Origin of the sequence: Rhodococcus sp. 2G (genome assembly GCF_001886355.1) — a bacterium.
Lineage (GTDB): Bacteria > Actinomycetota > Actinomycetes > Mycobacteriales > Mycobacteriaceae > Rhodococcus > Rhodococcus pyridinivorans.
In genome coordinates this window covers 4,193,867-4,214,202 of record NZ_CP018063.1, presented here as the reverse complement: position 1 = coordinate 4,214,202, position 20,336 = coordinate 4,193,867, and the positions used below count along the sequence as shown (strand labels likewise).

The 20,336-nt window shown below is 66.5% G+C and carries 25 protein-coding genes and 2 pseudogenes; 18 read left to right on the top strand and 9 right to left on the bottom strand.

What is annotated here, in order from left to right; all coding sequences use genetic code 11:
- Nucleotide 1: 1 nt before the first annotated feature.
- Entirely contained in the window at nucleotides 2-484 is a 483-nt protein-coding gene (locus tag BO226_RS20030; protein ID WP_064256086.1) for a hypothetical protein, read from the top strand.
- A gap of 291 nt (nucleotides 485-775) precedes the next feature.
- On the opposite strand, the gene BO226_RS28775 is transcribed toward BO226_RS20030, so the two are convergent.
- Nucleotides 776-1,048: a hypothetical protein gene (locus BO226_RS28775; RefSeq protein WP_019290541.1), complete on the bottom strand. Its 273-nt coding sequence runs from the start codon at nucleotides 1,046-1,048 to the stop codon at nucleotides 776-778.
- Nucleotides 1,049-1,091: 43 nt separating this feature from the next.
- Here BO226_RS28775 and BO226_RS20025 point away from each other — a divergent pair, with 43 nt between their 5' ends.
- The 10 genes and pseudogenes from BO226_RS20025 to BO226_RS19985 all read left to right on the top strand — a co-directional run bounded on the left by BO226_RS20025 (nucleotide 1,092) and on the right by BO226_RS19985 (nucleotide 7,740).
- The gene (locus tag BO226_RS20025) at nucleotides 1,092-1,391 is read left to right on the top strand and encodes a YrhK family protein (RefSeq protein ID WP_019290542.1); all 300 of its coding nucleotides are present in this window, start codon (nucleotides 1,092-1,094) and stop codon (nucleotides 1,389-1,391) included.
- A gap of 89 nt (nucleotides 1,392-1,480) precedes the next feature.
- The gene (locus BO226_RS20020; RefSeq protein ID WP_064256087.1) at nucleotides 1,481-2,728 is read left to right on the top strand and encodes a cation:proton antiporter domain-containing protein; all 1,248 of its coding nucleotides are present in this window, start codon (nucleotides 1,481-1,483) and stop codon (nucleotides 2,726-2,728) included.
- A 100-nt stretch (nucleotides 2,729-2,828) separates the two neighbouring features.
- Nucleotides 2,829-3,116 (top strand): annotated as a pseudogene (locus BO226_RS20015) (response regulator); the annotation flags it as partial.
- 521 nt (nucleotides 3,117-3,637) lie between these two features.
- Entirely contained in the window at nucleotides 3,638-3,856 is a 219-nt protein-coding gene (locus tag BO226_RS20010) for a hypothetical protein (protein WP_006550812.1), read from the top strand.
- An 8-nt stretch (nucleotides 3,857-3,864) separates the two neighbouring features.
- The gene (locus tag BO226_RS27275; RefSeq protein WP_019290544.1) at nucleotides 3,865-4,017 is read left to right on the top strand and encodes a hypothetical protein; all 153 of its coding nucleotides are present in this window, start codon (nucleotides 3,865-3,867) and stop codon (nucleotides 4,015-4,017) included.
- 261 nt (nucleotides 4,018-4,278) lie between these two features.
- The gene (locus BO226_RS28190; RefSeq protein WP_231911992.1) at nucleotides 4,279-4,620 is read left to right on the top strand and encodes a lipopolysaccharide assembly protein LapA domain-containing protein; all 342 of its coding nucleotides are present in this window, start codon (nucleotides 4,279-4,281) and stop codon (nucleotides 4,618-4,620) included.
- A 52-nt stretch (nucleotides 4,621-4,672) separates the two neighbouring features.
- Complete coding sequence (locus BO226_RS20000; RefSeq protein ID WP_024102470.1) at nucleotides 4,673-5,284, top strand: hypothetical protein; 612 nt, start codon at nucleotides 4,673-4,675, stop codon at nucleotides 5,282-5,284.
- A gap of 295 nt (nucleotides 5,285-5,579) precedes the next feature.
- A pseudogene (locus tag BO226_RS19995) lies at nucleotides 5,580-6,086 on the top strand (IS1634 family transposase); the annotation flags it as partial.
- Between the two features lie 261 nt (nucleotides 6,087-6,347).
- Nucleotides 6,348-7,082: a WD40 repeat domain-containing protein gene (locus BO226_RS19990; protein ID WP_064256090.1), complete on the top strand. Its 735-nt coding sequence runs from the start codon at nucleotides 6,348-6,350 to the stop codon at nucleotides 7,080-7,082.
- 121 nt (nucleotides 7,083-7,203) lie between these two features.
- Nucleotides 7,204-7,740 (top strand): hypothetical protein, encoded by a 537-nt coding sequence (locus BO226_RS19985; RefSeq protein WP_064256091.1) that lies wholly within the window; start codon nucleotides 7,204-7,206, stop codon nucleotides 7,738-7,740.
- Nucleotides 7,741-7,743: 3 nt separating this feature from the next.
- Here BO226_RS19985 and BO226_RS19980 read toward each other — a convergent pair whose 3' ends face one another.
- The 3 genes from BO226_RS19980 to BO226_RS19970 are packed head-to-tail and all read right to left on the bottom strand — an operon-like array spanning nucleotide 7,744 to nucleotide 10,078.
- Entirely contained in the window at nucleotides 7,744-8,124 is a 381-nt protein-coding gene (locus tag BO226_RS19980; RefSeq protein WP_039584396.1) for a DUF2752 domain-containing protein, read from the bottom strand.
- Nucleotides 8,125-8,150: 26 nt separating this feature from the next.
- Nucleotides 8,151-8,738 (bottom strand): GNAT family N-acetyltransferase, encoded by a 588-nt coding sequence (locus BO226_RS19975; protein WP_064256092.1) that lies wholly within the window; start codon nucleotides 8,736-8,738, stop codon nucleotides 8,151-8,153.
- Nucleotides 8,735-10,078 (bottom strand): glycosyltransferase 87 family protein, encoded by a 1,344-nt coding sequence (locus tag BO226_RS19970; protein WP_064256093.1) that lies wholly within the window; start codon nucleotides 10,076-10,078, stop codon nucleotides 8,735-8,737. Before BO226_RS19970 ends, BO226_RS19975 begins: the two co-directional genes overlap by 4 nt.
- Nucleotides 10,079-10,232: 154 nt before the next feature.
- Between BO226_RS19970 and rpsF the strand changes: the two genes are divergently transcribed.
- The 5 genes from rpsF to dnaB all read left to right on the top strand — a co-directional run bounded on the left by rpsF (nucleotide 10,233) and on the right by dnaB (nucleotide 15,554).
- Nucleotides 10,233-10,520 carry a 30S ribosomal protein S6 gene (rpsF, locus tag BO226_RS19965; RefSeq protein WP_006550802.1) on the top strand — a complete coding sequence of 96 codons (288 nt, stop codon included), beginning with the start codon at nucleotides 10,233-10,235 and terminating at the stop codon, nucleotides 10,518-10,520.
- Between the two features lie 64 nt (nucleotides 10,521-10,584).
- The gene (locus BO226_RS19960) at nucleotides 10,585-11,103 is read left to right on the top strand and encodes a single-stranded DNA-binding protein (RefSeq protein WP_006550801.1); all 519 of its coding nucleotides are present in this window, start codon (nucleotides 10,585-10,587) and stop codon (nucleotides 11,101-11,103) included.
- Between the two features lie 41 nt (nucleotides 11,104-11,144).
- Nucleotides 11,145-11,387, top strand: a complete 243-nt coding sequence (gene rpsR, locus BO226_RS19955) for a 30S ribosomal protein S18 (RefSeq protein WP_006550800.1) — start codon at nucleotides 11,145-11,147, stop codon at nucleotides 11,385-11,387.
- A gap of 17 nt (nucleotides 11,388-11,404) precedes the next feature.
- Complete coding sequence (gene rplI / locus BO226_RS19950) at nucleotides 11,405-11,860, top strand: 50S ribosomal protein L9 (protein ID WP_006550799.1); 456 nt, start codon at nucleotides 11,405-11,407, stop codon at nucleotides 11,858-11,860.
- Between the two features lie 469 nt (nucleotides 11,861-12,329).
- Entirely contained in the window at nucleotides 12,330-15,554 is a 3,225-nt protein-coding gene (gene dnaB / locus BO226_RS19945; protein ID WP_071935970.1) for a replicative DNA helicase, read from the top strand.
- Nucleotides 15,555-15,629: 75 nt separating this feature from the next.
- Here dnaB and BO226_RS19940 read toward each other — a convergent pair whose 3' ends face one another.
- Nucleotides 15,630-16,130: an ArsI/CadI family heavy metal resistance metalloenzyme gene (locus BO226_RS19940; protein WP_006550796.1), complete on the bottom strand. Its 501-nt coding sequence runs from the start codon at nucleotides 16,128-16,130 to the stop codon at nucleotides 15,630-15,632.
- A gap of 93 nt (nucleotides 16,131-16,223) precedes the next feature.
- Between BO226_RS19940 and BO226_RS19935 the strand changes: the two genes are divergently transcribed.
- Together BO226_RS19935 and BO226_RS19930 are read left to right on the top strand one after the other, a co-directional pair.
- The gene (locus tag BO226_RS19935) at nucleotides 16,224-16,583 is read left to right on the top strand and encodes an Rv2640c family ArsR-like transcriptional regulator (RefSeq protein ID WP_006550795.1); all 360 of its coding nucleotides are present in this window, start codon (nucleotides 16,224-16,226) and stop codon (nucleotides 16,581-16,583) included.
- Between the two features lie 48 nt (nucleotides 16,584-16,631).
- Nucleotides 16,632-17,237, top strand: coding sequence for a phosphoribosylanthranilate isomerase (locus BO226_RS19930; RefSeq protein ID WP_064256095.1), 606 nt, complete (start codon nucleotides 16,632-16,634; stop codon nucleotides 17,235-17,237).
- Nucleotides 17,238-17,260: 23 nt separating this feature from the next.
- On the opposite strand, the gene BO226_RS19925 is transcribed toward BO226_RS19930, so the two are convergent.
- From BO226_RS19925 to BO226_RS19910, 4 genes are all read right to left on the bottom strand, one after another.
- On the bottom strand, nucleotides 17,261-18,211 hold the full coding sequence (locus tag BO226_RS19925; RefSeq protein WP_197481825.1) for a DUF808 domain-containing protein: 951 nt from the start codon (nucleotides 18,209-18,211) through the stop codon (nucleotides 17,261-17,263).
- Nucleotides 18,212-18,416: 205 nt separating this feature from the next.
- Nucleotides 18,417-18,824, bottom strand: a complete 408-nt coding sequence (locus tag BO226_RS19920) for an arsenate reductase ArsC (RefSeq protein WP_019290558.1) — start codon at nucleotides 18,822-18,824, stop codon at nucleotides 18,417-18,419.
- Entirely contained in the window at nucleotides 18,821-19,900 is a 1,080-nt protein-coding gene (arsB, locus tag BO226_RS19915; RefSeq protein WP_071935969.1) for an ACR3 family arsenite efflux transporter, read from the bottom strand. Before arsB ends, BO226_RS19920 begins: the two co-directional genes overlap by 4 nt.
- Nucleotides 19,897-20,256 carry an ArsR/SmtB family transcription factor gene (locus BO226_RS19910; protein WP_064256789.1) on the bottom strand — a complete coding sequence of 120 codons (360 nt, stop codon included), beginning with the start codon at nucleotides 20,254-20,256 and terminating at the stop codon, nucleotides 19,897-19,899. The genes arsB and BO226_RS19910 overlap by 4 nt, the downstream gene beginning before the upstream one ends.
- Between the last annotated feature and the right edge of the window lie 80 nt (nucleotides 20,257-20,336).

Genomic DNA, 20,336 nt, shown 5'->3' with positions numbered 1-20,336 from the left:
AATGGCGAGCGGCGGACGGGGATTCGGAGCGGGGACGGATGTCACCGCCTCACAGTTCACGACGTGTGAGTCGGCGTGGACGGTCGCGAGCGGCGACGCCACCGCGATCCCACGACTTCTGCGCGACCTGCATCCGCTCGTGATCGCCTACTTCCGGGCCCGTGCGAAAGCCGCCGGAGGTACCTTCGCCGACGCCGATCGTCTCGCCCTGGCCGCCTGCCGTGCGATTCTCGCCGAGCTCACCGCGCCGTCCGGAGCCGACCGGCCTTTCCTGCGGTTGGCCTACACGCTGGTCGCCGACGCGGCCGATGCCGAGTTCGCGAGCCCGCGGGCCTTCCCTCTGACCCGACTCCAGCAGGAGATCCTCATCCTGCGCACCATCGTGGGCCTCGACTCGTGGCAGACCGCGGTGGCGCTCGCCGTGGCGCCGGGACGGGTCGGTGTCGAGCAGCACGCGGCGCTGAGTTCCCTGCGCGCGGCCTGAACCGGGTGGACAGAGTCCACATCCACGGGTGCGAGATGAACAGCCGCCTCGCCGCTTCGGTCTTCGAGTCCGCTGCCAGTCAGGAGAGCAGAACTTCCTTCTCGCGGGCGGGGTAAGTCCCGGGGAATGGTGGGAATCTGGTGAGGACATCCGGACAGGTCCACGGCGTGTCGATCCATCACCGGGGGGTGGGCCATCGCGTAGTGATCAACGAGTTACCTACCACAGTGACTCACAGAAAGCAGCTACGCGATGACCCACGATCATCCTGCCCTGCCCTGCCCTGCTCGCTCAGCTCGACGCACTCACCGGCGCCGACAGCGCCAGCGTGTTCGCCGAACTGATCCGCACCGGCCTGCAGGCCTGCAGGCGCTGATCGAAGCCGAGGCCACCGACAAACTCGGTGCCGGCCGGTATGAGCGCACCGCCACCCGCACCACGCAGGCGTTGAGTTTGGCCAGGGTTCGTTTTGCCGAGATTCGCAGTACGAACTACCAGCCAGAGATAGGCGGCCGCACCGACGCGCACCACAGGCATCGGATCGGACCAGCTGCCGAACCACATTCGTCGGGCGTACCCGCACCTGCACGCGGGTACTCGTCCGGCCATGGCCACCGATCGCACCCACGCAGATCCGTCGCTGCGACTGTCCGTCGGCCGGGAGCAGGTCGTGATCGACAACCGGTACGAGACAGCCTCGATCGTCAACGACGTCCTGATCGCGGTGTTCTTCACCGTCGGCAGCGTGTTGTTCTTCTTCGACTCCACCCAGACCGCCGGCACCTGGCTGTTCTTGCTCGGCTCGCTCGATTTTCTCGCCCGGCCTGTGATTCGCCTGAGCCGGCGCACTCATCTGCGACGGCTGGGACATCACTCCGGCGCCACCGGCGGTGACTACGACTACTGACCGTCCCGATCTGGGTCCGCGATCCGCGCACGAGCCCGCTCGTTGAGCCGTGCAGGATTGCCAGAGGTCGATCGGGGAATGCGACGGTCATGCACATCGATGTCGTTCTCGCCGTGGTCGGCGCGCTCGGCGTGGTCGTGGCAGCGATTTCCTCGACGATGCGACGCCTGCCGTTGTCCGAACCCCTACTCGGTCTGCTTGCCGGGGTACTGCTCGGGCCGCACGTGCTCGATGCGTTGCCGATTGCACCGGTGACGGTCGAGCACGGTCTGTTCCATGAGCTCGCCCGGATCCTGCTGGCCGTGTCCGTCATGGCGGTTGCGTTGCGTTATCCCATCGCCGCGGTGCGTCGCCACCGCCGCGCACTGGCCGTGTTGCTGTTGATCGTCATGCCCGCGATGGCGGCGATGTCGGCCGGACTCGGATGGGCGGTGGCCGGTTTACCGTTGGCCGCGGCGCTGCTGTTCGGCACCGCGATCTGTCCCACCGATCCGGTGCTGGCCTCGAGTGTGGTCACCGGCGATCTTGCAGAACGGGACCTTCCCGCCCGGGACCGACAGCTGCTCTCGCTCGAATCCGCCGCGAACGACGGCCTGGCGCTGCCACTGGTGGTCGCCGCGATCGCGGTCGCCGGCCCACTCAGCGCCGGTGCGGCGGTCACCGAATCACTGTGGCAGGTCCTCGGCGCCCTGGTCGCCGGCGCACTCCTCGGCGTCGTCGGCGGTGCAGCACTGCGACTGGGTGACAAGCACGGCGCCACCGCACACGGCCCGGCCCTGTTGTTCACCGTTGTGCTGGCACTGGGAATCCTCGGCGTGGCCGGTCTGCTGCGGGTCGACGGGGTGCTCGCCGTATTCGGCGGCGGCCTGGCCTTCAACGCCGTCGGCACCGGCGCCGAACGGACTTCCGAAGTCGAGATCGACGAGGCCGTCAACAGGTTCGCAGTCCTGCCGTTGTTCTTCCTGCTCGGCGCCGCCCTACCGTGGCAGCAGTGGGCCGAGCTGGGCTGGAAGGCGCCCGCCCTGGTGGTCGCTGTCCTGCTTCTGCGGCGGATCCCGGTCGTACTGTTGTTGCGACGGCCACTGCATCTACCGCTGCGCGACGCGGTGTATCTCGGCTGGTTCGGGCCGGTGGGGGTATCCGCATTGTTCTATCTGACGATGGAAGCCGAACGTCTCGGCGTCGACGACGCCGTGCTCGGCGCCGGCACGCTCGTGCTGACCGCGAGCACGGTCGCGTTCGGTCTCACCGGCGCGGCGGGACGCAAACTCTACATCCGGGCCGGAGCAGGACAAGGCGATCGCGTGCAACCGGCCCCTGATAGGGACCGGAGGTAGACGGCAATGACGTGGTTACTCAGTGCGCTCGGCGCAGGGGGAACCCCCCGGCACTCATCGCAGGGGCGTTGCGGGACATCTATGCAACGTTGTGGCATAGCAAGCCTTGCAGTTCCTGCACCGCCACGGGGCCTGTACAGAGATGCGCTCCGCCCGGATCTGGTCCTGCTCGATTTGAATCTCCCCAGCCGCGATGGCCGTGAGGTGCTGGCTGACCTCCTCCGCAGCCGAAGAAGACTTGCTACGCAGTTACCGGCTGCACGCCAACGCCTGCATCACCAAACCCGTCGACTTCGATCAGTTCGCCGACGTGATCCGCAAGATCGACAACTCTTTCTTGCATGTGGTGCGGCTACCCGGCCACCCTCCCACACCCAGCACGCTCTGAGTCCGAGCGGCCGGCGCAGAGTTGAGGTCACCGCAACGCTCGCCTTCCGGCTCGTCGAACGTGGCGGCGGACGGGACGAGGCGAACCAGGCCGCTGCCTGGGCTGAGGTCACCGCGATCGCCGCTACGCGCACACCCTTTCTGCCCGCGGCCTCGAGGAGCGTGACCGGTAGCCCTGTCGTGAGAGGGACGGCTCATTCCGGGCACGAATTGACCCGGACCGCACCGAGTGATTGCAATCGCATAACCATCAACCCACATCCTCCCTCCTGCCTTGGCACGCCTCCACCGCGTTACTAGGGTGGACCGTAGAAACGAAAGCGCAAGATCCACAGCCGATTTCACGATGCACCATAGATCGCAACAGTTGCTTCGCCGCAACGAACAGCGTATCGGAGGGCGCACCCGCCGGGTAACGCCGATCGGATCGAGCACCCAGTCCCGCACACAGCACACATCGGGTTGGGACGGCGGACCGAGCACCGTGCGCGATGCCGCCGCTTTCGTGGACAGGAGCACACGATGCGAACCAGAAGCCGTCTATCCGGCCTGCTCAGCCTCCTGATACTGATCTGGTTGATCATCGGCGCCGTCGCCGCAGGACAACGCGGATACTACGGTGACGCCTCGACCAACTGCGCCAGCGTCGGCACCATCGCCGTAACCATCGTGGCCGGACCCCTGAACTACATGGGAATCAACCCGACCGTGGACTGCGAGTATCCGCAACCCACCAGCTGAGCAGGATCATGAACTCGCACTTCTTTCTCCCCCGGACCGTGGCCACCGAATGGATCAAGCTGCACCTGGACCGCATGTACGCGCCGACCTCAGCAGACCGGCCCGAGCGCGACACCACGGTCGGCGACACACGGCCGAACACCTCCACCGAACCGCACTGAACTGGCCTCGGACAGCGCGTGGCGCCCATGTCGAGCACCCCTCGAGATCTCGACCCCTCACACTGCCTCGCAGCAGTGATGTCACATCGCCCCGTGCGGGCCATGTAAAGCATGCTGAGGAACATCGATGAATCCCTACTATCCCCTCGCTGTCGCCATCTACCTCCTCGTGGCCGTGTGGCAGGGCACCCTCGGCACATTCTGACCACCCACGGGATCGCCCTGGTGCCTGCTTCGGACCGATGAAGAGAGAAACCGATCATGCGTACCCACAACTCACACCCCGCCCGGCGTTCCGGTGACGCCGACCCAACCCCCACCGGGTCCGCAGACCACACCGCCCCCGCAGCTGGAGCGGTCGAACCGACCCGCACCGGCCGGATGCTGGTGGCACTGACCATAGGAGCCGTGGTCACCGTCGCGCTGCTGGTGTTCATCCTGCAGAACACCGAACGCACCGCCATTGCCTTCCTCGGCTGGAATTTCACCCTCCCGCTGGGCGTGGCGCTACTGTTCGCGGCTCTGGCCGGACTGCTGATCGCCGCGGTGATCGGCGGCGCCCGGATCTGGCAGCTGCGCCACGCCTACCGCAAAGCGCAGTGATCCGGCGAACGTCCGAACCGACGCCCGGTCGATCACGACGAAAGGAGACCCTGTGGAACCCCCTGCACGACATCGCCTACACACCCACCGCATCTCGGCCGCGCGTCGCCGCGCCTGGTCGCTCCTCGTTCTCGCGTTGACGGCGCCCCTGCTCGTCGCATGTGGGGCAGGGCAGATCACCCAAACCGACACCCAGCAGGCCGCCATCAACGGCACCAACGCCGAACTCGGCGACCTGCTGCTGCGCAATGTGTACTTCGAGGCCGAACCCACCGATCCAGCCGTCCCCCGATACGGACAGGTCACACTCTCCTTCACCGTCATCAACCAGTCCTCCACCCCCGACCGGCTCGTCTCGATCGACTCCCCCGCCGGAGAGTTGACACTCGATGCCTCCGATCAGGCACGCGAACTTCTGCCCGGCAGTTCCCTGGCCGCCGGAGAACCCATCGAACAACTCCGACCGACCACGGCACCGGATCGTCCCCTGACGGTGCGCGGCCGATTCCCCGCCGAAGCGATCCGCCCCGGCCTGACCCACCCGGTGACCTTCACCTTCGAACGAGCCGGCACGGTCACCTTCGAGGTGCCCTTCGACGCCTGGACCCCGAACGAACCGCTGCCCACCGAGCGGCCGCTCCCGCCCCAGCCGGCGAGCCCTTGATATCTCGACGTCTCTGCACGACAGGAATTCTCAACCATTCTCACACCGATGCGGTCCTGCCCTTCGCGGTGTACGCCCTCGATGACCCGGTCCGTGTGGTCATCGACGTCGCCCCCTGATTCAGGAACGCACCCAGGAATCCCGGCACAGCGACAACTGCCTCGACCCACCGGCACGACCCACCGGCACGACCCACCCCGGCATCGGCCGAGCGGAGTTCTCAGCCCGAGCACCGACCATCGGGTTCGTAGGCGAACATGAACATGCACATCCGGGCCACGCCCGTTGTCGGCGGGCGGCCCAGGAAGCCCGCACCCGGGCCGTAGTCGACGGGGACGCCGCGCCGAAGTCCACATGGTTTGTGACAGTCACCGCGAAGGGCCGGCGGCTGGACACTGCCTCGCTCGAACGCGCCAGGATGCTCGTCGTCCTGAAAGGTTACGTCACCAACCTTCCTGTCTCCCTGATGGATCCGAGCGAGATCATCGGCAAGTATCACGAGTTGTGGCATGTCGAACAGTCGTTCCGGATGTCGAAGACGGATCTGCGGGCCCGGCCGATCTTCCACCGCACCCGCGATGCGATCGAGGCGCACCTGACGGTGGTGTTCGCGGCATTGGCGGTCTCCCGGGTGGTGCAGGAACGCAGCGGTCTCGCGATCGTCAAGGTTGTCAAACTGCTGCGTCCGCTGCGGTCGGCGACCATCGCGATCAACGGCACCTGACACATCTTCCCACCGCAGGTCGACGCCGACCTACAAGGACTGCTCGACCGGATTTCGGGGTCCTCACTCACGCACTAACGAAAGGAGCCAGCTCGGGCGGCGGAGGACGGTCGAATGGTTTGCCGCTGTGGGACATCGCCGATACCGGTGCGGCGGTGGAACTGCCGTCTCTGAGCCCATCCGTCGAGGATCGGTTCAGCGGTGCCGCGGCACTGTCGAAGACCGGATCACTCGCTGCAGCAGGAACATCCGGCGGGTCCGTGCACCTGTGGATCTGGCGGACCCTGCAGCGCCGCAGTTCGCCGGGACAACCGAGGGCGTCGTCACGGTGTCGTCGGAGTGGTCGAGTTCGCTCCCGACCGACCCGTCGTGGCGGTAACGGCGACGGGGGACGCGAAAGTCGCGATCGTCGGCGCCTCCGATCTCGCTGCTCCGCGTGTCGTCGGCACCTTCGAAGCCGACAACTATCCGTACATGCTGTCGTGGCATCCCACTGCCGACATCGTGGCTGTAGCGAGTGCCGGCGGTCTCGTCGGACTGTGGGATCTTTCCGATCCCACCGACCCGACTCGGATCTCCGAGTCGTCCGGATTCGAGAGTCAGGCGCAGACGGTCGCGTTCGGTGGCGACGGAACGATCCTGGCCGCGGCGAGCACCGACCGCAGTGTGCGCCTGTGGGATGTCGCGGACCCTGCCGTCCCACGCGAACTGGCGTGGATCACCGGGCGGGCGGACGCGGTGTACTCGCTGCACTTCTCCCCCTACGGGGATCGTCTCACGGCCGGCGTCGGCGACGGGTCGGCGTGGATCTGGGATGTCACCCGACCGGACTCCCCCACCACCCACGCGGTGCTCACCGCCTACGGAAGCCGGTTCTACGACGCCACCTTCGCGCACGACGGAGCGGCGCTCGTCGGAGGTGGTCCCGACCGTTCCGTGCGACTGTGGCAACTCGACCCCGAGCCCGTCGCGGCGACACTGTGTTCCACCGTCGGCACTCCGGTGACCGAGGACGAATGGGAACGGCACCTGCCGGGTGTTCCCTTCCGGCCGCCGTGCGGCGACACGGCGTGAATCGGAATGGCCGGAAGATGTTCCGACCGAGACAGATTCATCCGATTGCAGGATACGCACAGGCCTCGCGGTGTGGGAACGTCCTGGTGGGGGATTCAACGCATCGATCATCGGAGGAAGCATGTCTCGTATTCGCAGTTCGGGTCTGCGCGCGGTTCTGACGGCGGTCACGGTGGCGGCGGTCGCATTCGGTGCGCCCGTTGCCGCTTCGGCCGCTCCCACCGGCAGCGCCGGCAGCAACGATCTGCCCGGCAGCGTGTCCGAACTGCCCGGCAGCGTGGTGGATCTGGGTGGACGGGCGATCGATCTGGGCAGTGCGATCCTGGGCAACGGATCATCGCTGCCGACGACCCAGCAGTGCAACCAGTCGCGGCAGTCGGGAGGGGAAGGTGTCACCGGCACCTACCACGAGTTGGGTCGCAGCGGTCCCACGTCGTTCCTGCTCGAATGGGAGACCTACGACGTTCCCGACCGGATCCAGGTGTTCTACGGGGGTTCCCAGATCTACGACACCGGCCGTATCGGTGACAGCATCAACGAAGGCACCGGATCGGCAGTGGTGAATGTGCCGGCAGGTAGCGCATCCTCGATTCTCGTCCGAGTGACCGGGGATCCCGGGACGGACTGGGACTACCTGGTCAACTGCCCGATCCTCTGACGGTCAGATCCGTAGGGCGGTGAACGGCGCGACCGGGATGTTGCGCACGACGAACCACATCGCCGTCAGGATCAGCACGAGGTGCGGGGTCCACCGGTATCGCGTCCACCGCGGCATCGGTGTGCCCTGCGCCCTGCTCCACGTCCATAGACCGAAGGCCACGGTGAGCACAGCCAGCGCGACGAGACCGAGGGCGTTGTAGTGCAATGCTGCCGGCATGTCGAGATGGACGAGCGAGTACAGCATCCGCGACGAACCGCAACCGGGACACAGGATTCCGAACAGTGAGTAGGTGGGGCACGGCGGAATGACCCCGCCCGGCGTGGTCGGGTCGGCCCACGCCACCGCGGCGCACACCGCGACCGCACCCACGGCGATCGCCATGGGGGCTGCGAGCGCGCGCCTCGTCCTCATCGCACCGTGCGCTCCTCGAGCCGGGCGCATACCCCGGGCCACTCGTCGTCGGTGAGGGAGAACAGCGCGGTGGTCCGCCAGCTGCCGTCGCGGCGCCTGCGGTGCTTGCGAAGCAGGCCCTCCTCGGTAGCGCCGAGCCGGCGGAGGGCGTCGCGCGAACGGGTGTTGCGTTCGTCGGCGTGCCAGGTCACGCGCACGGCCCCGAGGTCGTCGAAGGCGCGCTGCAGCAGAAGCAGTTTCGACTCGCTGTTCACGTGGGTCCGCTGCACCCGGGTCGACAGCCAGGTGTAGCCGATCACCAGTGTGCGGTGGGCCGGTTCGAGGAGGTAGTAGGACGTCGACCCCAGCACCTCGCCGGTCGCCCTGTCGACGATCGCGTACGGCAGCCGGGACGGATCGGCCACGGCCTCGCGCACGAATGTGCGCGCGTCGTCGAGGTCGCGGATCACAAGGTGTGCCCAGGCGAAGATCGTGTCGGGATCGTCGGCGGCCTTCAGCAGACCTTCGACGTGCGCGTCGGCGAGGGGCTCGAGTCGGATACGAGGGCCCTCGAGGACGGGATGTTCCATCCAGTGGTCGTTCATTGCGCTCTCCCGGTCGTCGTCGGACGGCGAGTGTAGCCCGTCCGTTCCGTCTGCTGCCACGGAGTTCTGGGCGGGACGCGCAGGAAGACGAAGAACAGCACGACCAGCAGGACCGCTCGTCCCCACACTCCGATGTGGACGAGCGTGAGCGGCAGGGCCATGTCCGTTTCGCCGGCGGTCGCGGCGAACCACCGGAAGATGCCGATGCCGATGGCGAGATCGGCGAGCAGATAGGCGGCGACGAGACCCCATGGCACGCGCAGCAGAATCAACATCGGCAGCAGCCACAGCGTGTACTGCGGTGAGTGCACCTTGTGGAAGAGCATGAACCCGCACAGCATCGCGGCCCCGGTACCGAGCCACGGATAGACGCCGTCGCGGAGGTATCGGCGCCATCCGAGCCACAGGGCGAGCGCGAACGACAGCGCGATCAGCGTCGGCGACAACTGGGCCACCAACTCGTTGTACTGGGGGGTGTTCTCGTATTCCTGGTAGCCGCCCATCAGCGGCCGCAGACCCCAGTACCAGATGGAGTTGCTGGTCCCGTCCGCTTCCCGGTTCTGCTGGAAGGCGAACGACGCCCGCCAGCCCTCGTAGCCGAGGATCGCGAAGGGCAGGTTGATCGCGGCGACCGTCGCTGCCGCCGTGCCCGCGACGGCGAGGGCGCCGGGGACGTCCCGCTTCCGATCGGGTGAGCTCCCGCCGGTGAGGACATAGGCCATGAGCGGCAGAACGAAGATGCCCGGATAGAGCTTGAGACAGAAGCCCACGCCCAGCAGCACTGCCGCGACCACTCCGCGAGTCCGCAGCGACCAGCGTTCGATCGTCAGCACCGCGGCGGCGGTGACGGTGACCGCCACGACCGGCAGGTCCCAGTTGAGGAAGGCGTAGAGCACGAGCGGCGGCGTGAGCGACCACAACAGCGCGGCCCATCCGGCCATCCGGGCGAGCAACCACGCGGTGACCAGCCCGAAGGGGGCGAGCAACAACGCCGACTGCAGGAGGAACTCCGCATCGGTGTGGGCACCGATGGCCCCGATCCACATGAGCACCCCGCTGAGCACGGGGTACTCGACGGTGCCCCCGGTCAACGCTCCCGACGAGGTGATGCCCCCGTCGACGAAGGGGAAGACGTGGAGGTTGATGCCGCGGCCGATCCACAACTGCTGGATGTCGGAATAGCAGACGTCGACGTCCTTGATGTCCTCGAACCGCAGCGTGCGGCCCTCGGCGTCGAAGGTGGGGCCTGCGCACCGGGCCTTGTTCAGGTAGCCGAACCACATCATCACCGCGCACGTCAGGACGGCGACGAGCGAGACGGTCCCGGAGCTCGTGCGCATGTCCTCACCCTAGGACAAATCCCCTGCCCGCGACGGTCGGCGATTTCGCTGGTCGCCGGGCCGTCGTGTACCCTTCATGGGTTGCTGACGCAACGACCCTCCTGTCACGGAACGTCCGTGACCGTTCACAGTCCATAGGAGGTGATGAGGTCTTATGCGTCATTACGAATTGATGATCATCCTGGACCCCAGCCTGGACGAGCGCACTGTCGCTCCCTCGCTGGAGACGTTCCTCAACGTCATTCGCCAGGAAGGCGGCAAGGTCGACAAGGTCGACGTGTGGGGTAAGCGCCGTCTCGCCTACGAGATCGCCAAGAACAGCGAAGGCATCTACGCGGTGATCGACATCAGCGCGACGCCTGCTGCCGTTGCAGAGCTGGATCGCCAGCTCGGCCTGAACGAGTCGGTGCTCCGCACCAAGGTTCTGCGCCACGGCAAGTGAGCCTGTCGGCGCCGGGCCGTAGGCTCTGGCGCATCAGGACTCCCCACACTGCAGGAGGAACCACATGGCAGGCGACACCGTCATCACCGTGGTCGGCAATCTGACCGCCGACCCCGAACTGCGTTTCACCCCCGCGGGTGCTGCGGTTGCGAACTTCACCGTTGCATCCACGCCCCGCGTGTTCGACCGTCAGTCCAACGAATGGAAGGACGGCGAGGCTCTGTTCCTGCGCTGCAACATCTGGCGTGAGGCAGCGGAGAACGTGGCCGAGAGCTTGACTCGCGGCTCGCGTGTGATCGTGCAGGGCCGGCTCAAGCAGCGCAGCTACGAGACGCGTGAAGGCGAGAAGCGCACTGTCGTGGAGCTCGAGGTCGACGAGATCGGCCCCTCGCTCCGTTACGCCACGGCCAAGGTCACCAAGGCCGGTCGCGGTGGCGGTGGCGGAGGCTTCGGTGGTTCCTCCGGTGGATCGGGCGGTGGCCGTCCCGCTCAGAACACGAACGTCGGCGGAGACGACCCGTGGGGCGACGCCCCGCAGTCGGGTTCCTTCGGTGGTTCCGGGGACGACGAGCCTCCGTTCTGATCCGACCTCGATCGGAACATCCAAAATTACGGAGAACGACCATGCCTAAGTCGCCCGCGCGCGAGAAGGTTTTGAAGAAGAAGGTCTGCACCTTCTGCAAGGAAAAGAACGTGCAGATCGATTACAAGGACACGACGCTGCTGCGCAAGTACGTCAGCGATCGCGGCAAGATCCGCGCTCGCCGCGTCACCGGCAACTGCGTGCAGCACCAGCGCGACGTCGCTGTTGCTGTCAAGAACTCTCGTGAGGTGGCTCTGCTCCCTTACGTCTCGACGACTCGCTGAGGAAAGGGAGGGACACGATGAAGCTCATCCTTACTGCTGACGTGGACAACCTCGGTGCGCCTGGCGACACCGTTGAGGTCAAGGACGGCTACGGCCGCAACTACCTGCTGCCCCGCGGCCTGGCGATCGTCGCCACCCGTGGTGCCCAGAAGCAGGTCGAGGGCATCCGCCGTGCCCAGGAGGCTCGCGCCGTGCGCGGCCTCGAGCACGCTCAGGAGCTCAAGGCCGCCATCGAGGGCCTCGAGGACGTTTCGCTGAGCGTCAAGACCTCGAGCGACTCGGGCAAGCTGTTCGGCTCGGTCACCGCTGCCGATGTCGCCGGTGCTCTCAAGGCTGCCGGTGGCCCGGTTGTCGACAAGCGCATCATCGAGCTGCCCAAGGCCCACATCAAGGCGACCGGCAAGCACCAGATCGTCGTGAAGCTGCACCCGGATGTCACCGCGAAGTTCACGCTGAACGTCGTGGCTGCCTGATTCCGGCTCCTCGAGGAGCCCCGCGCCTGGTCGGCGTGGGGCTCCTCGTCGTCTGTGCACAACCTGTGGATAAACCGGGGGGTAAACCACACCGTTGTGACTCCTCGGAATGTCGTTCGGGGAACGAATGGGTGAACACGCCCGGCCCTCCGACACGCCGAAATTCTTCTTCTCCACACGTGTGAACAGGCATTTTTCTGCTCCTACCTGCAGTTATGAGAGATGTGAGATGTGTTGTCCCCAGGTTGTACACATCCCGTGCACAAGGCTGTCCTCCTCTTTCCACAATTCATCCCCAACTGTGTGCACAACCCGAGTTGTGGAGGGTCATCCGGATCCCTAACGTCGGGCGCACGACTCCACACACAGGATGTCGGTAGGGGCGAGTAGAACCGGACACGAAACCCCGGGTACCGACACCGGGAGTGCGTGCAGGTATCCGCCGGAGCACAGCGCGCCGGACGGGGACATGTGGAGGAAGGCAGGCACTGCAGTGGCCGTCGTTGACGATCGTGGAAATCCCGAATATTCGGGACCTCCCGAGGAACCGAGTGGAGACTTCGGTCGACAGCCCCCTCAGGATCTCGTGGCCGAGCAGTCCGTGCTCGGTGGCATGCTGCTGAGCAAGGACGCCATCGCCGACGTCCTCGAAGTGCTGAGACCCGGCGACTTCTACCGTCCGGCCCACCAGGCCGTGTACGACGCGATCCTCGATCTCTACAGCCGTGGCGAACCCGCCGACCCGGTCACCGTGTCGGCCGAGCTCGACCGGCGCGGCGAACTCAAGCGTCTCGGCGGAGCCGCCTATCTCGTCACGCTCACCCAGACCGTCCCCACCGCGGCCAATGCCGGCTACTACGCCGAGATCGTCGCCGAGAAGGCCGTCCTGCGTCGTCTCGTCGAGGCAGGCACGCGCATCGTCCAGTACGGCTACGCCGGCGCCGACGGCCAGGACGTCGCCGAGATCGTCGACCGCGCGCAGGCGGAGGTCTTCGAGGTCGCCGAACGACGCACCACCGAAGACTTCGTGCCGCTCGAAGAACTCCTGCAGCCCACGATGGACGAGATCGACTCCATCGCCAGCCGTGGCGGTATCTCCCTCGGCGTGCCCACCGGCTTCGCCGAACTCGACGAGCTCACCAACGGGCTGCACGCCGGCCAGATGATCATCGTCGCCGCGCGTCCCGGTGTGGGTAAGGCCCTCGCGCTCGACACTCCCCTGCCCACCCCCACCGGCTGGACCACGATGGGCGAGGTCGGTGTGGGCGACGAACTCCTCGGCGCCGACGGCCGCCCCACCCGCGTCCTCGCCGCCACCGAGGTCATGCACGGCCGGCCGTGCTTCGACGTCGTGTTCTCCGACGGCACCGTGATCGTCGCCGACGAGCAGCACCAGTGGCGCACCGGCGACGGCGCGATCCGCACCACGGGCGAACTCGCCGCCACCGCCGACGCCGGGCACACCGTCGCGAACACCGAGGCACTGTCGTTCCCGGCAACCGAGCTGCCCGTCTCCCCCTTCACGCTCGGTGCGTGGCTCGGCGGCCCGTCGTCCGATCCCGAACTGCACATGCGTATCGACGGCGAAGGTGGTTTCACGAGCGCCCTCGTCGCGCTCGGCGCCCACATCCCCGCCGAATACCAGCGGGCATCCGAACCGCAGCGTCGCGAACTCCTCGCGGGTCTGCTCGACGCCGGTGGAGAGATCGACGACGACGGCACCATCCGGTTCGTCGGCTCGTCCGAGCGTCTGGTGCAGGGCGTCGCCGAACTCCTGTCGGGCCTCGGTTACGCGCCGGTGCTCGACGGCACCGATATCTCCTTCGCCACCGCCGACGACGTCTTCGTCCTGCCCAGCAAGGCCGTGCGGCACAAGGAATGCCGCGCCACCATGCCGCGCGAGCGCCGCATCGTCGCCGTCCGCCCGGTTCCCTCGGTCCCGGTGCGGTGCGTCGAGGTCGACGGCGACCACATGTACCTCGCGGGTCGCGCGATGGTGCCCACACACAACTCCACGCTGAGCATGGACTTCATGCGGTCGTGCTCTATCAAGCACGGCATGGCGTCGGTCATCTTCTCGCTCGAGATGGGCAAGACCGAGATCGTCATGCGTCTGTTGTCCGCGGAGGCGAAGATCAAGCTCGGCGACATGCGATCCGGACGCATGACCGACGACGACTGGACGCGTCTCGCCCGCCGCATGAGCGAGATCAGCGAAGCGCCGTTGTTCATCGACGACTCACCGAACCTCACGATGATGGAGATCCGCGCAAAAGCGCGGCGGCTCAAGCAGAAACACGACATCCGTCTCATCGTCATCGACTACCTGCAGCTCATGTCGTCCGGCAAGAAGGTCGAGTCACGTCAGCAGGAGGTCTCCGAGTTCTCGCGTAGCCTCAAGCTTCTCGCGAAGGAACTCGAGGTTCCGGTCGTCGCGGTGTGTCAGCTCAACCGTGGTCCCGAGCAGCGCACCGACAAGCGGCCGCAGGTCTCCGACCTCCGTGAGTCGGGCTGCCTGCCGGCGTCCACACGCATCATGCGCGCCGACACCGGTGCCGAAGTCACGCTCGGCGAGTTGCTCGAGTCGGGCGAACAGCCCCTCGTGTGGTCGCTCGATGAACGCATGCGGATGGTCGTCCGGCCGATGGTGAAGGTCTTCCCCAGCGGCCGTAAGGAAGTCTTCCGGTTGGAGCTGGCCTCGGGACGTCGTGTCGAAGCCACCGCGAACCATCCCTTCCTCACCATCGACGGCTGGATGCCGTTGGGCGAGTTGGTCGCCGGTGAGCGTGTCGCAGTGCCGCGTGCGGTGCCCGCACCCCTCGACGTGATACCCGCATCCGACGACGAGGTGGCCGCTCTCGCGGACACTGCCGTGGCCGGCCGACTGATCCCCACCCGCGCGTTCTCACTCCCCAAGGAGCAGGTCGCCGAGCTCGTCTGCCACATCTGGGAAGACAGCGGTGAGGTCGCATGGGACGCAGGCGCTGCCCGCGCCGTCGTCCGCTACCGGTCGGTGGAGCGTCGTCTGGCCGACGACCTCGCGCGCCTGCTCCTGCGCATCGGTGTGTTCGCGCGGATCACCGATACCGGCGAGGGCTGGGACCTCACGGTCACCGGGGCGGAGAACCAGGCGGTCTTCCTCCACGACGTGGGCAAGCACGGAACCGCGGCGCAGTGGGTCCTGGCGCAGCTCGGACCGAAGCTCGTCAAGCACAGCCCCGACACCGTCACCCCCGAGATCGAAGCCGAGCTCGGCGAATTGCTCGCCGTCGAACAGCTCGCTCCGATCGGACCGGTCGCGTCCGCCACCCCGCGCACCACCGAGGGTGCACGCTCGCGCCTCGCCCGGGTCGCCGATGTCCTCGACACGGCCGACATCGACATGGTCGCCACCAACAATGTGTTCTGGGACGAGATCGTCTCCGTCACGAGTCTCGGCGAGCAGGACGTCTACGACGGAACGGTGCCCGGCACACACAATTTCGTCGCCGACGGCATCGCGGTGCACAACAGCCTCGAGCAGGACGCCGACATGGTCATCCTGTTGCACCGCCCCGACGCCTTCGAGCGCGACGACCCGCGTGGTGGCGAGGCCGACCTCATCGTCGGCAAGCACCGTAACGGCCCGACCGCGACCATCACCGTTGCCCACCAGCTGCACCTGTCGCGGTTCGTGGACATGGCGCGAGGCTGATACGAGTCGTCGCCCCGCCCGGCGGCGAGGCGACAGATCTCGTTCCGGTTCCGTGATATTCGTAGCGAAAGGCGGTCAGCAGCAGGAGGTTACGCCGGTTTTCGGCGTGGAGTTGTCGTCCTGCTGCTCGTCCGGGGCACCGGTCGTGCAGCATGTTCCGCCGCTGGCTTCCTGCGTGCCGTCGAGATGCTGCGGGCTCGACCCGAAGGTGGCCGAATCCGCCAGGACGGTGTACACCTCCCACTTCTCCCCTGCCGGACCCGTCACCCACGCCTTGTCTTGCGTGGCGTAGCAACAGGTCGTGCCCATCTCCTCGTCGGCGAACAGGCCCGCCTCGGTCAATCGGGCGATCTCGGTGTGCACCTTCTCGGACGAGTCGACCTCGACCCCGAGATGGTTGATCGTGCCGCCCTTGCCCGGGTTCTCGAACAGCACCAGCTTCAACGGCGGATCGGCGATCGCGAAGTTGGCGTAGCCCGGTTCGAGCTTGGCCGGTTCGGTGCCGAACAGTGTCGAGTAGAAGGCGACCGCTTCGGGCAGGTCGTCGACGTCGAGGGCGAACTGGATGCGTGACATGACTGCCTCCACCTGTGTGACATATATCGAATTACCGCCCACAGGATGCTCCTGTATTTCGACATATGTCAAGAAGGTGGTTAGGCTCGAATCATGCCGAAAGCGCTGCCCGTGATCGATGTCCGCGCCCCGATCTGCTGCGCGCCGGTATCGGCTGCGCCGATGCGCGACGACGCCGCCCTCGAGGTCGCGTTGCGGTTGAAGGCCCTGGCCGATCCGGTGCGCATCAAACTCGTGTCGATCCTGCTCACCGCCGACGAAGGTGCGGTGTGCACGTGCGATCTTGCCGCCGGTGTGGATCTGGCGGAATCCACGGTGAGTCATCACCTCGGACAACTACGCAAGGCGGGCATGGTCGAATCCGAGCGACGCGGGATGAACGTCTATCACCGTGCCCGCGCCGAGTCCCTCGAGGCGCTCAGGGTCGTCCTGGATCCGAACTGCTGCCGCTGACGGTCGCACACATATCCTCGAGATGGAGAAGCGGCGAGGAAGGTAGTGATGACGTTCATCAAGATGTGCGGACTGCAGGACGAGGCGACCGTCGATCTCGCCGTCGAACTGGGCGTCGACGCGGTCGGTTTCGTCCTCGTGAAGAGCCCTCGTCGCATCTCCCCGGATCGGGCCGCGACGCTCCGCACCCGCGTGCCGGCGGGAACACTCGCCGTCGGCGTCTATGTGAATGCGTCCCTCGACGAGATCGTCACGACGGCCCGAGCCGCGAATCTCGATCACGTCCAGGTGCACGACCTGCGGTCGGCCGACGACGTGCGCGTGCTGCACGACGCGGGATTCACGGTGATCCGCGCGATCAACACCGGAGGAGCCGAGGCGCTGTCCGAGGACTTCGGCGCCGACCTGTTGCTCGTCGACGGTGCCGTCGCCGGTGCCGGGAAGACGTGGGACTGGCAGGACCGCAGTGCCCTGCCGTCCGGCCGGTGGGTCCTCGCGGGCGGGCTGAACCCCGACAATGTCGAGAGGGCGCTTGCCACGTCCGGGGCGTGGGGTGTCGACGTCTCCAGCGGCATCGAGGCCGAACGCGGCATCAAGGATCCCGGTCTCATGCGGGCGTTCGCGCAGGCGGTCCGGAGAAACGCCCCCGAGTGACCCGTCCGGGGGATCCGGCGGCGTCAGTGCGCGGCGTCGGCCTTCTTCCGCCGCGGGATCAGGTGCATGAGCAGCACGACGATCGCACCCACGATCAGGCCCACCAGAGCGGATGTCACGGTCCCCGCGGTCCACGACAGCACGCCGCCGAATCCGCCGTGCACGAGCTCGCCGAACGAGTGCTCGAGGTCGTGCAGACGATCGGCAGGCCAATGGAATCCGGCCTCGCCGACATTGACGAGCAGGATGTGCCCACCGACCCACAGCATGGCGGCGATCCCGACCACGGTGAGAACGGTCATCAGCTTCGGCATCGCCTTCACGAGACCGCGACCGACGCGCTGAGCGAAAGTGGACTTCCGTTTCGCGAGCGCCAGGCCGACGTCGTCCATCTTCACGATCAGGGCGACCACGCCGTACACCAGGACGGTGATGAGGACGGCGACGACGATGAGGACGAGCAGGCGAGTCAGGAAGGGTTCGTCCTCGACCGAGGCCAGCGAGATCACCATGATCTCGGCGGACAGGATCAGGTCGGTGCGGATCGCGCCGCCGATCATGGCCTTCTCGAACTCGGGGCCCTTCTCCGCTGCGGTGGCCTCTTTTTCGTGGTGGCCGCCGGTGAGCGCTTCGTAGACCTTCTCGGCGCCCTCGTAGCAGAGGAACAGACCGCCGGCGATGAGCAGATACGGCAGGGCCTGCGGGAGGAACTGACTCAGGATCATCGCGACCGGCAGGATGATCAGGAGCTTGTTGCGGATCGACCCGATCGCGATCTTGCGGATGATCGGCAGTTCGCGATCGGGGGTGAACCCGTGCACGTAGCGGGGGGTGACGGCCGTGTCGTCGACGACCACTCCCGCTGCCTTGACGCTCGCCCTGCCGGCTGCGGCGCCGATGTCGTCTATGGATGCCGCGGCTGCCTTCGCAAGTACCGCGACGTCGTCCAGAAGGGCGACGAGACCACCAGCCACGGGAACCTCCCACAGTTCGGCTGCACCGAGCCGATCGACCGACACGCGATTGCGAGTCGTCTCAGAACGCTACCGGACCTGCGATGACGTGCAACGCGGTGTCCGGAGCAGGTCGGGGACGACGTGCGTCCACACCGAGTGCCCTACATGGGCGCCCAGCGTGACAGACCTGTGGGTACCCGGTGGATGCGGTTACCGAACTCGATCATGCCGGTGGCGTCAGTTCGGCGATCAATGCCTCGACCTTCGCCCGGATCTCGTCACGGATCGGACGCACGGCGTCGAGCCCTCGTCCGGCCGGGTCGTCGAGCACCCAGTCCCGGTAGGACGTACCGGGGAATACCGGGCAGGTGTCGCCGCACCCCATCGTGATCACGACGTCGGAGGTCTGCACGGCGTCGGCGGTGAGGATCTTCGGGTTCTCGCCGGAGATGTCGATTCCGACCTCGGCCATCGCCGCGACCGCAGCAGGGTTCACCTCCTCGGCGGGTGCGGACCCGGCGGAACGGACTGTGATGCGATCCCCTGCGAGGCGACTCAGGAACCCGGCGGCCATCTGGGACCGTCCGGCATTGTGCACGCACACGAACAACACGGACGGAACGGCGGTCACGACGCACCTCCGGCACGGGCGACGAAACGTGTGCGCAGGGCCAGAGCGACGTACACGAGTGCGACGAGGACCGGCACTTCGATGAGGGGGCCGACGACTCCCGCCAGTGCCTGCCCGGACGCGACCCCGAACGTGCCGATCGCGACGGCGATGGCGAGTTCGAAGTTGTTGCCCGCGGCGGTGAAGGCGAGTGTGGTGGTGCGTTCGTAGCCGAGTCCTACTGCAGCGCCGAAGAGATACCCGCTCCCCCACATGATCGCGAAGTACGCCAGCAGGGGCAGGGCGATGCGTACGACGTCGAGTGGTCGCGAGGTGATCTGTTCACCCTGCAGCGCGAACAGGACCACGATGGTGAACAGCAGTCCGTACAGCGCCCACGGTCCGATGCGCGGCAGGAAGGTCTGCTCGTACCAGCTGCGGCCCTTCGCCTTCTCTCCGAATCGACGAGTGAGGAAACCGGCGACGAGCGGGATCCCGAGGAAGATCAGCACGGATTTCGCGATCTCCCACGGGGAGACGTCGAGACCGGTCTGCTCGAGGCCGAGCCATCCGGGCAGCACCGACAGGTAGAACCAGCCGAGAGCGGCGAACATGATCACCTGGAAGACCGAGTTGATCGCGACCAGCACGGCTGCGGCTTCCCGGTCGCCGCACGCGAGGTCGTTCCAGATGATCACCATTGCGATACAGCGCGCGAGGCCGACGATGATCAGACCGGTGCGGTATTCGGGCAGATCCGGCAACATCAGCCACGCGAGCGCGAACATCAGTGCGGGACCGACGATCCAGTTGAGGATCAGCGACGAGATCAACAGGGTGCGGTCGCCGGTGACCGTGTCGAGACGGTCGTAGCGCACCTTCGCCAGCACCGGGTACATCATGATCAGCAGACCGAGGGCGATCGGCAGCGAGATCCCGTCGACCTCGATGAAACCCAGGGCTTCTCCGAGTCCGGGAATCATGCGGCCGAGCAGCAGGCCGACGACGATGGCGGTGCCGATCCACACGGGAAGGAAGCGGTCGAGTGTCGACATCCTGCCCATCACGGGAGTGTCCACCGCAGTTCGCTCACTCATGCAGGTACCTCGGTCGACTCGATCCCGAGCACATCGGAGAGTTGCCGTAGCGCGACCGGAACCACCCAGTAGTACACCCAGGTGCCACGACGCTCGCACTCGAGCAGGCCTGCCTCGCGCAGAACTCTGAGGTGGTGCGAGATCGTCGGTTGGGACAGATCGAACGATCCCGAGATGTCGCACACGCACGCCTCACCGCCGGCATGGCTCGCGACGAGCGACAGCATCCGCAGACGCACCGGATCGCCGAGGGCCTTGAACATCCGGGCGAGGTCGGCGGCGCGATCGTCCGTCAGGGGTTGGCGCACGAGCGGAGAACAGCAGGCGTCGTCACCCGCGAGATCTTGATTCGACACACGTCTATATTGACGGATGTCGAATCTACGGACGGATCCGGATGGTAAAACTGCCCGGATCGGACACGGAACAATGGCGG

What these genes read in the sequence shown, in the direction of transcription:
- BO226_RS27275 (WP_019290544.1), top strand. Translation starts at nt 3,865, where the DNA reads ATGAACTCGCACTTCTTTCTCCCCCGGACCGTGGCCACCGAATGGATC.
- BO226_RS20020 (WP_064256087.1), top strand. Translation starts at nt 1,481, where the DNA reads ATGCACATCGATGTCGTTCTCGCCGTGGTCGGCGCGCTCGGCGTGGTC.
- BO226_RS19960 (WP_006550801.1), top strand. Translation starts at nt 10,585, where the DNA reads ATGGCAGGCGACACCGTCATCACCGTGGTCGGCAATCTGACCGCCGAC.
- rpsR (WP_006550800.1), top strand. Translation starts at nt 11,145, where the DNA reads ATGCCTAAGTCGCCCGCGCGCGAGAAGGTTTTGAAGAAGAAGGTCTGC.
- BO226_RS28190 (WP_231911992.1), top strand. Translation starts at nt 4,279, where the DNA reads ATGCGTACCCACAACTCACACCCCGCCCGGCGTTCCGGTGACGCCGAC.
- dnaB (WP_071935970.1), top strand. Translation starts at nt 12,330, where the DNA reads ATGTGGAGGAAGGCAGGCACTGCAGTGGCCGTCGTTGACGATCGTGGA.
- BO226_RS19970 (WP_064256093.1), bottom strand. Translation starts at nt 10,078, where the DNA reads ATGCGCACGAGCTCCGGGACCGTCTCGCTCGTCGCCGTCCTGACGTGC.
- BO226_RS19935 (WP_006550795.1), top strand. Translation starts at nt 16,224, where the DNA reads ATGCCGAAAGCGCTGCCCGTGATCGATGTCCGCGCCCCGATCTGCTGC.
- BO226_RS19940 (WP_006550796.1), bottom strand. Translation starts at nt 16,130, where the DNA reads ATGTCACGCATCCAGTTCGCCCTCGACGTCGACGACCTGCCCGAAGCG.
- rplI (WP_006550799.1), top strand. Translation starts at nt 11,405, where the DNA reads ATGAAGCTCATCCTTACTGCTGACGTGGACAACCTCGGTGCGCCTGGC.
- BO226_RS19975 (WP_064256092.1), bottom strand. Translation starts at nt 8,738, where the DNA reads ATGAACGACCACTGGATGGAACATCCCGTCCTCGAGGGCCCTCGTATC.
- BO226_RS20030 (WP_064256086.1), top strand. Translation starts at nt 2, where the DNA reads ATGGCGAGCGGCGGACGGGGATTCGGAGCGGGGACGGATGTCACCGCC.
- BO226_RS19985 (WP_064256091.1), top strand. Translation starts at nt 7,204, where the DNA reads ATGTCTCGTATTCGCAGTTCGGGTCTGCGCGCGGTTCTGACGGCGGTC.
- BO226_RS20025 (WP_019290542.1), top strand. Translation starts at nt 1,092, where the DNA reads ATGGCCACCGATCGCACCCACGCAGATCCGTCGCTGCGACTGTCCGTC.
- BO226_RS19980 (WP_039584396.1), bottom strand. Translation starts at nt 8,124, where the DNA reads ATGGCGATCGCCGTGGGTGCGGTCGCGGTGTGCGCCGCGGTGGCGTGG.
- arsB (WP_071935969.1), bottom strand. Translation starts at nt 19,900, where the DNA reads ATGAGTGAGCGAACTGCGGTGGACACTCCCGTGATGGGCAGGATGTCG.
- rpsF (WP_006550802.1), top strand. Translation starts at nt 10,233, where the DNA reads ATGCGTCATTACGAATTGATGATCATCCTGGACCCCAGCCTGGACGAG.
- BO226_RS20010 (WP_006550812.1), top strand. Translation starts at nt 3,638, where the DNA reads ATGCGAACCAGAAGCCGTCTATCCGGCCTGCTCAGCCTCCTGATACTG.
- BO226_RS19930 (WP_064256095.1), top strand. Translation starts at nt 16,632, where the DNA reads ATGACGTTCATCAAGATGTGCGGACTGCAGGACGAGGCGACCGTCGAT.
- BO226_RS28775 (WP_019290541.1), bottom strand. Translation starts at nt 1,048, where the DNA reads ATGTGGTTCGGCAGCTGGTCCGATCCGATGCCTGTGGTGCGCGTCGGT.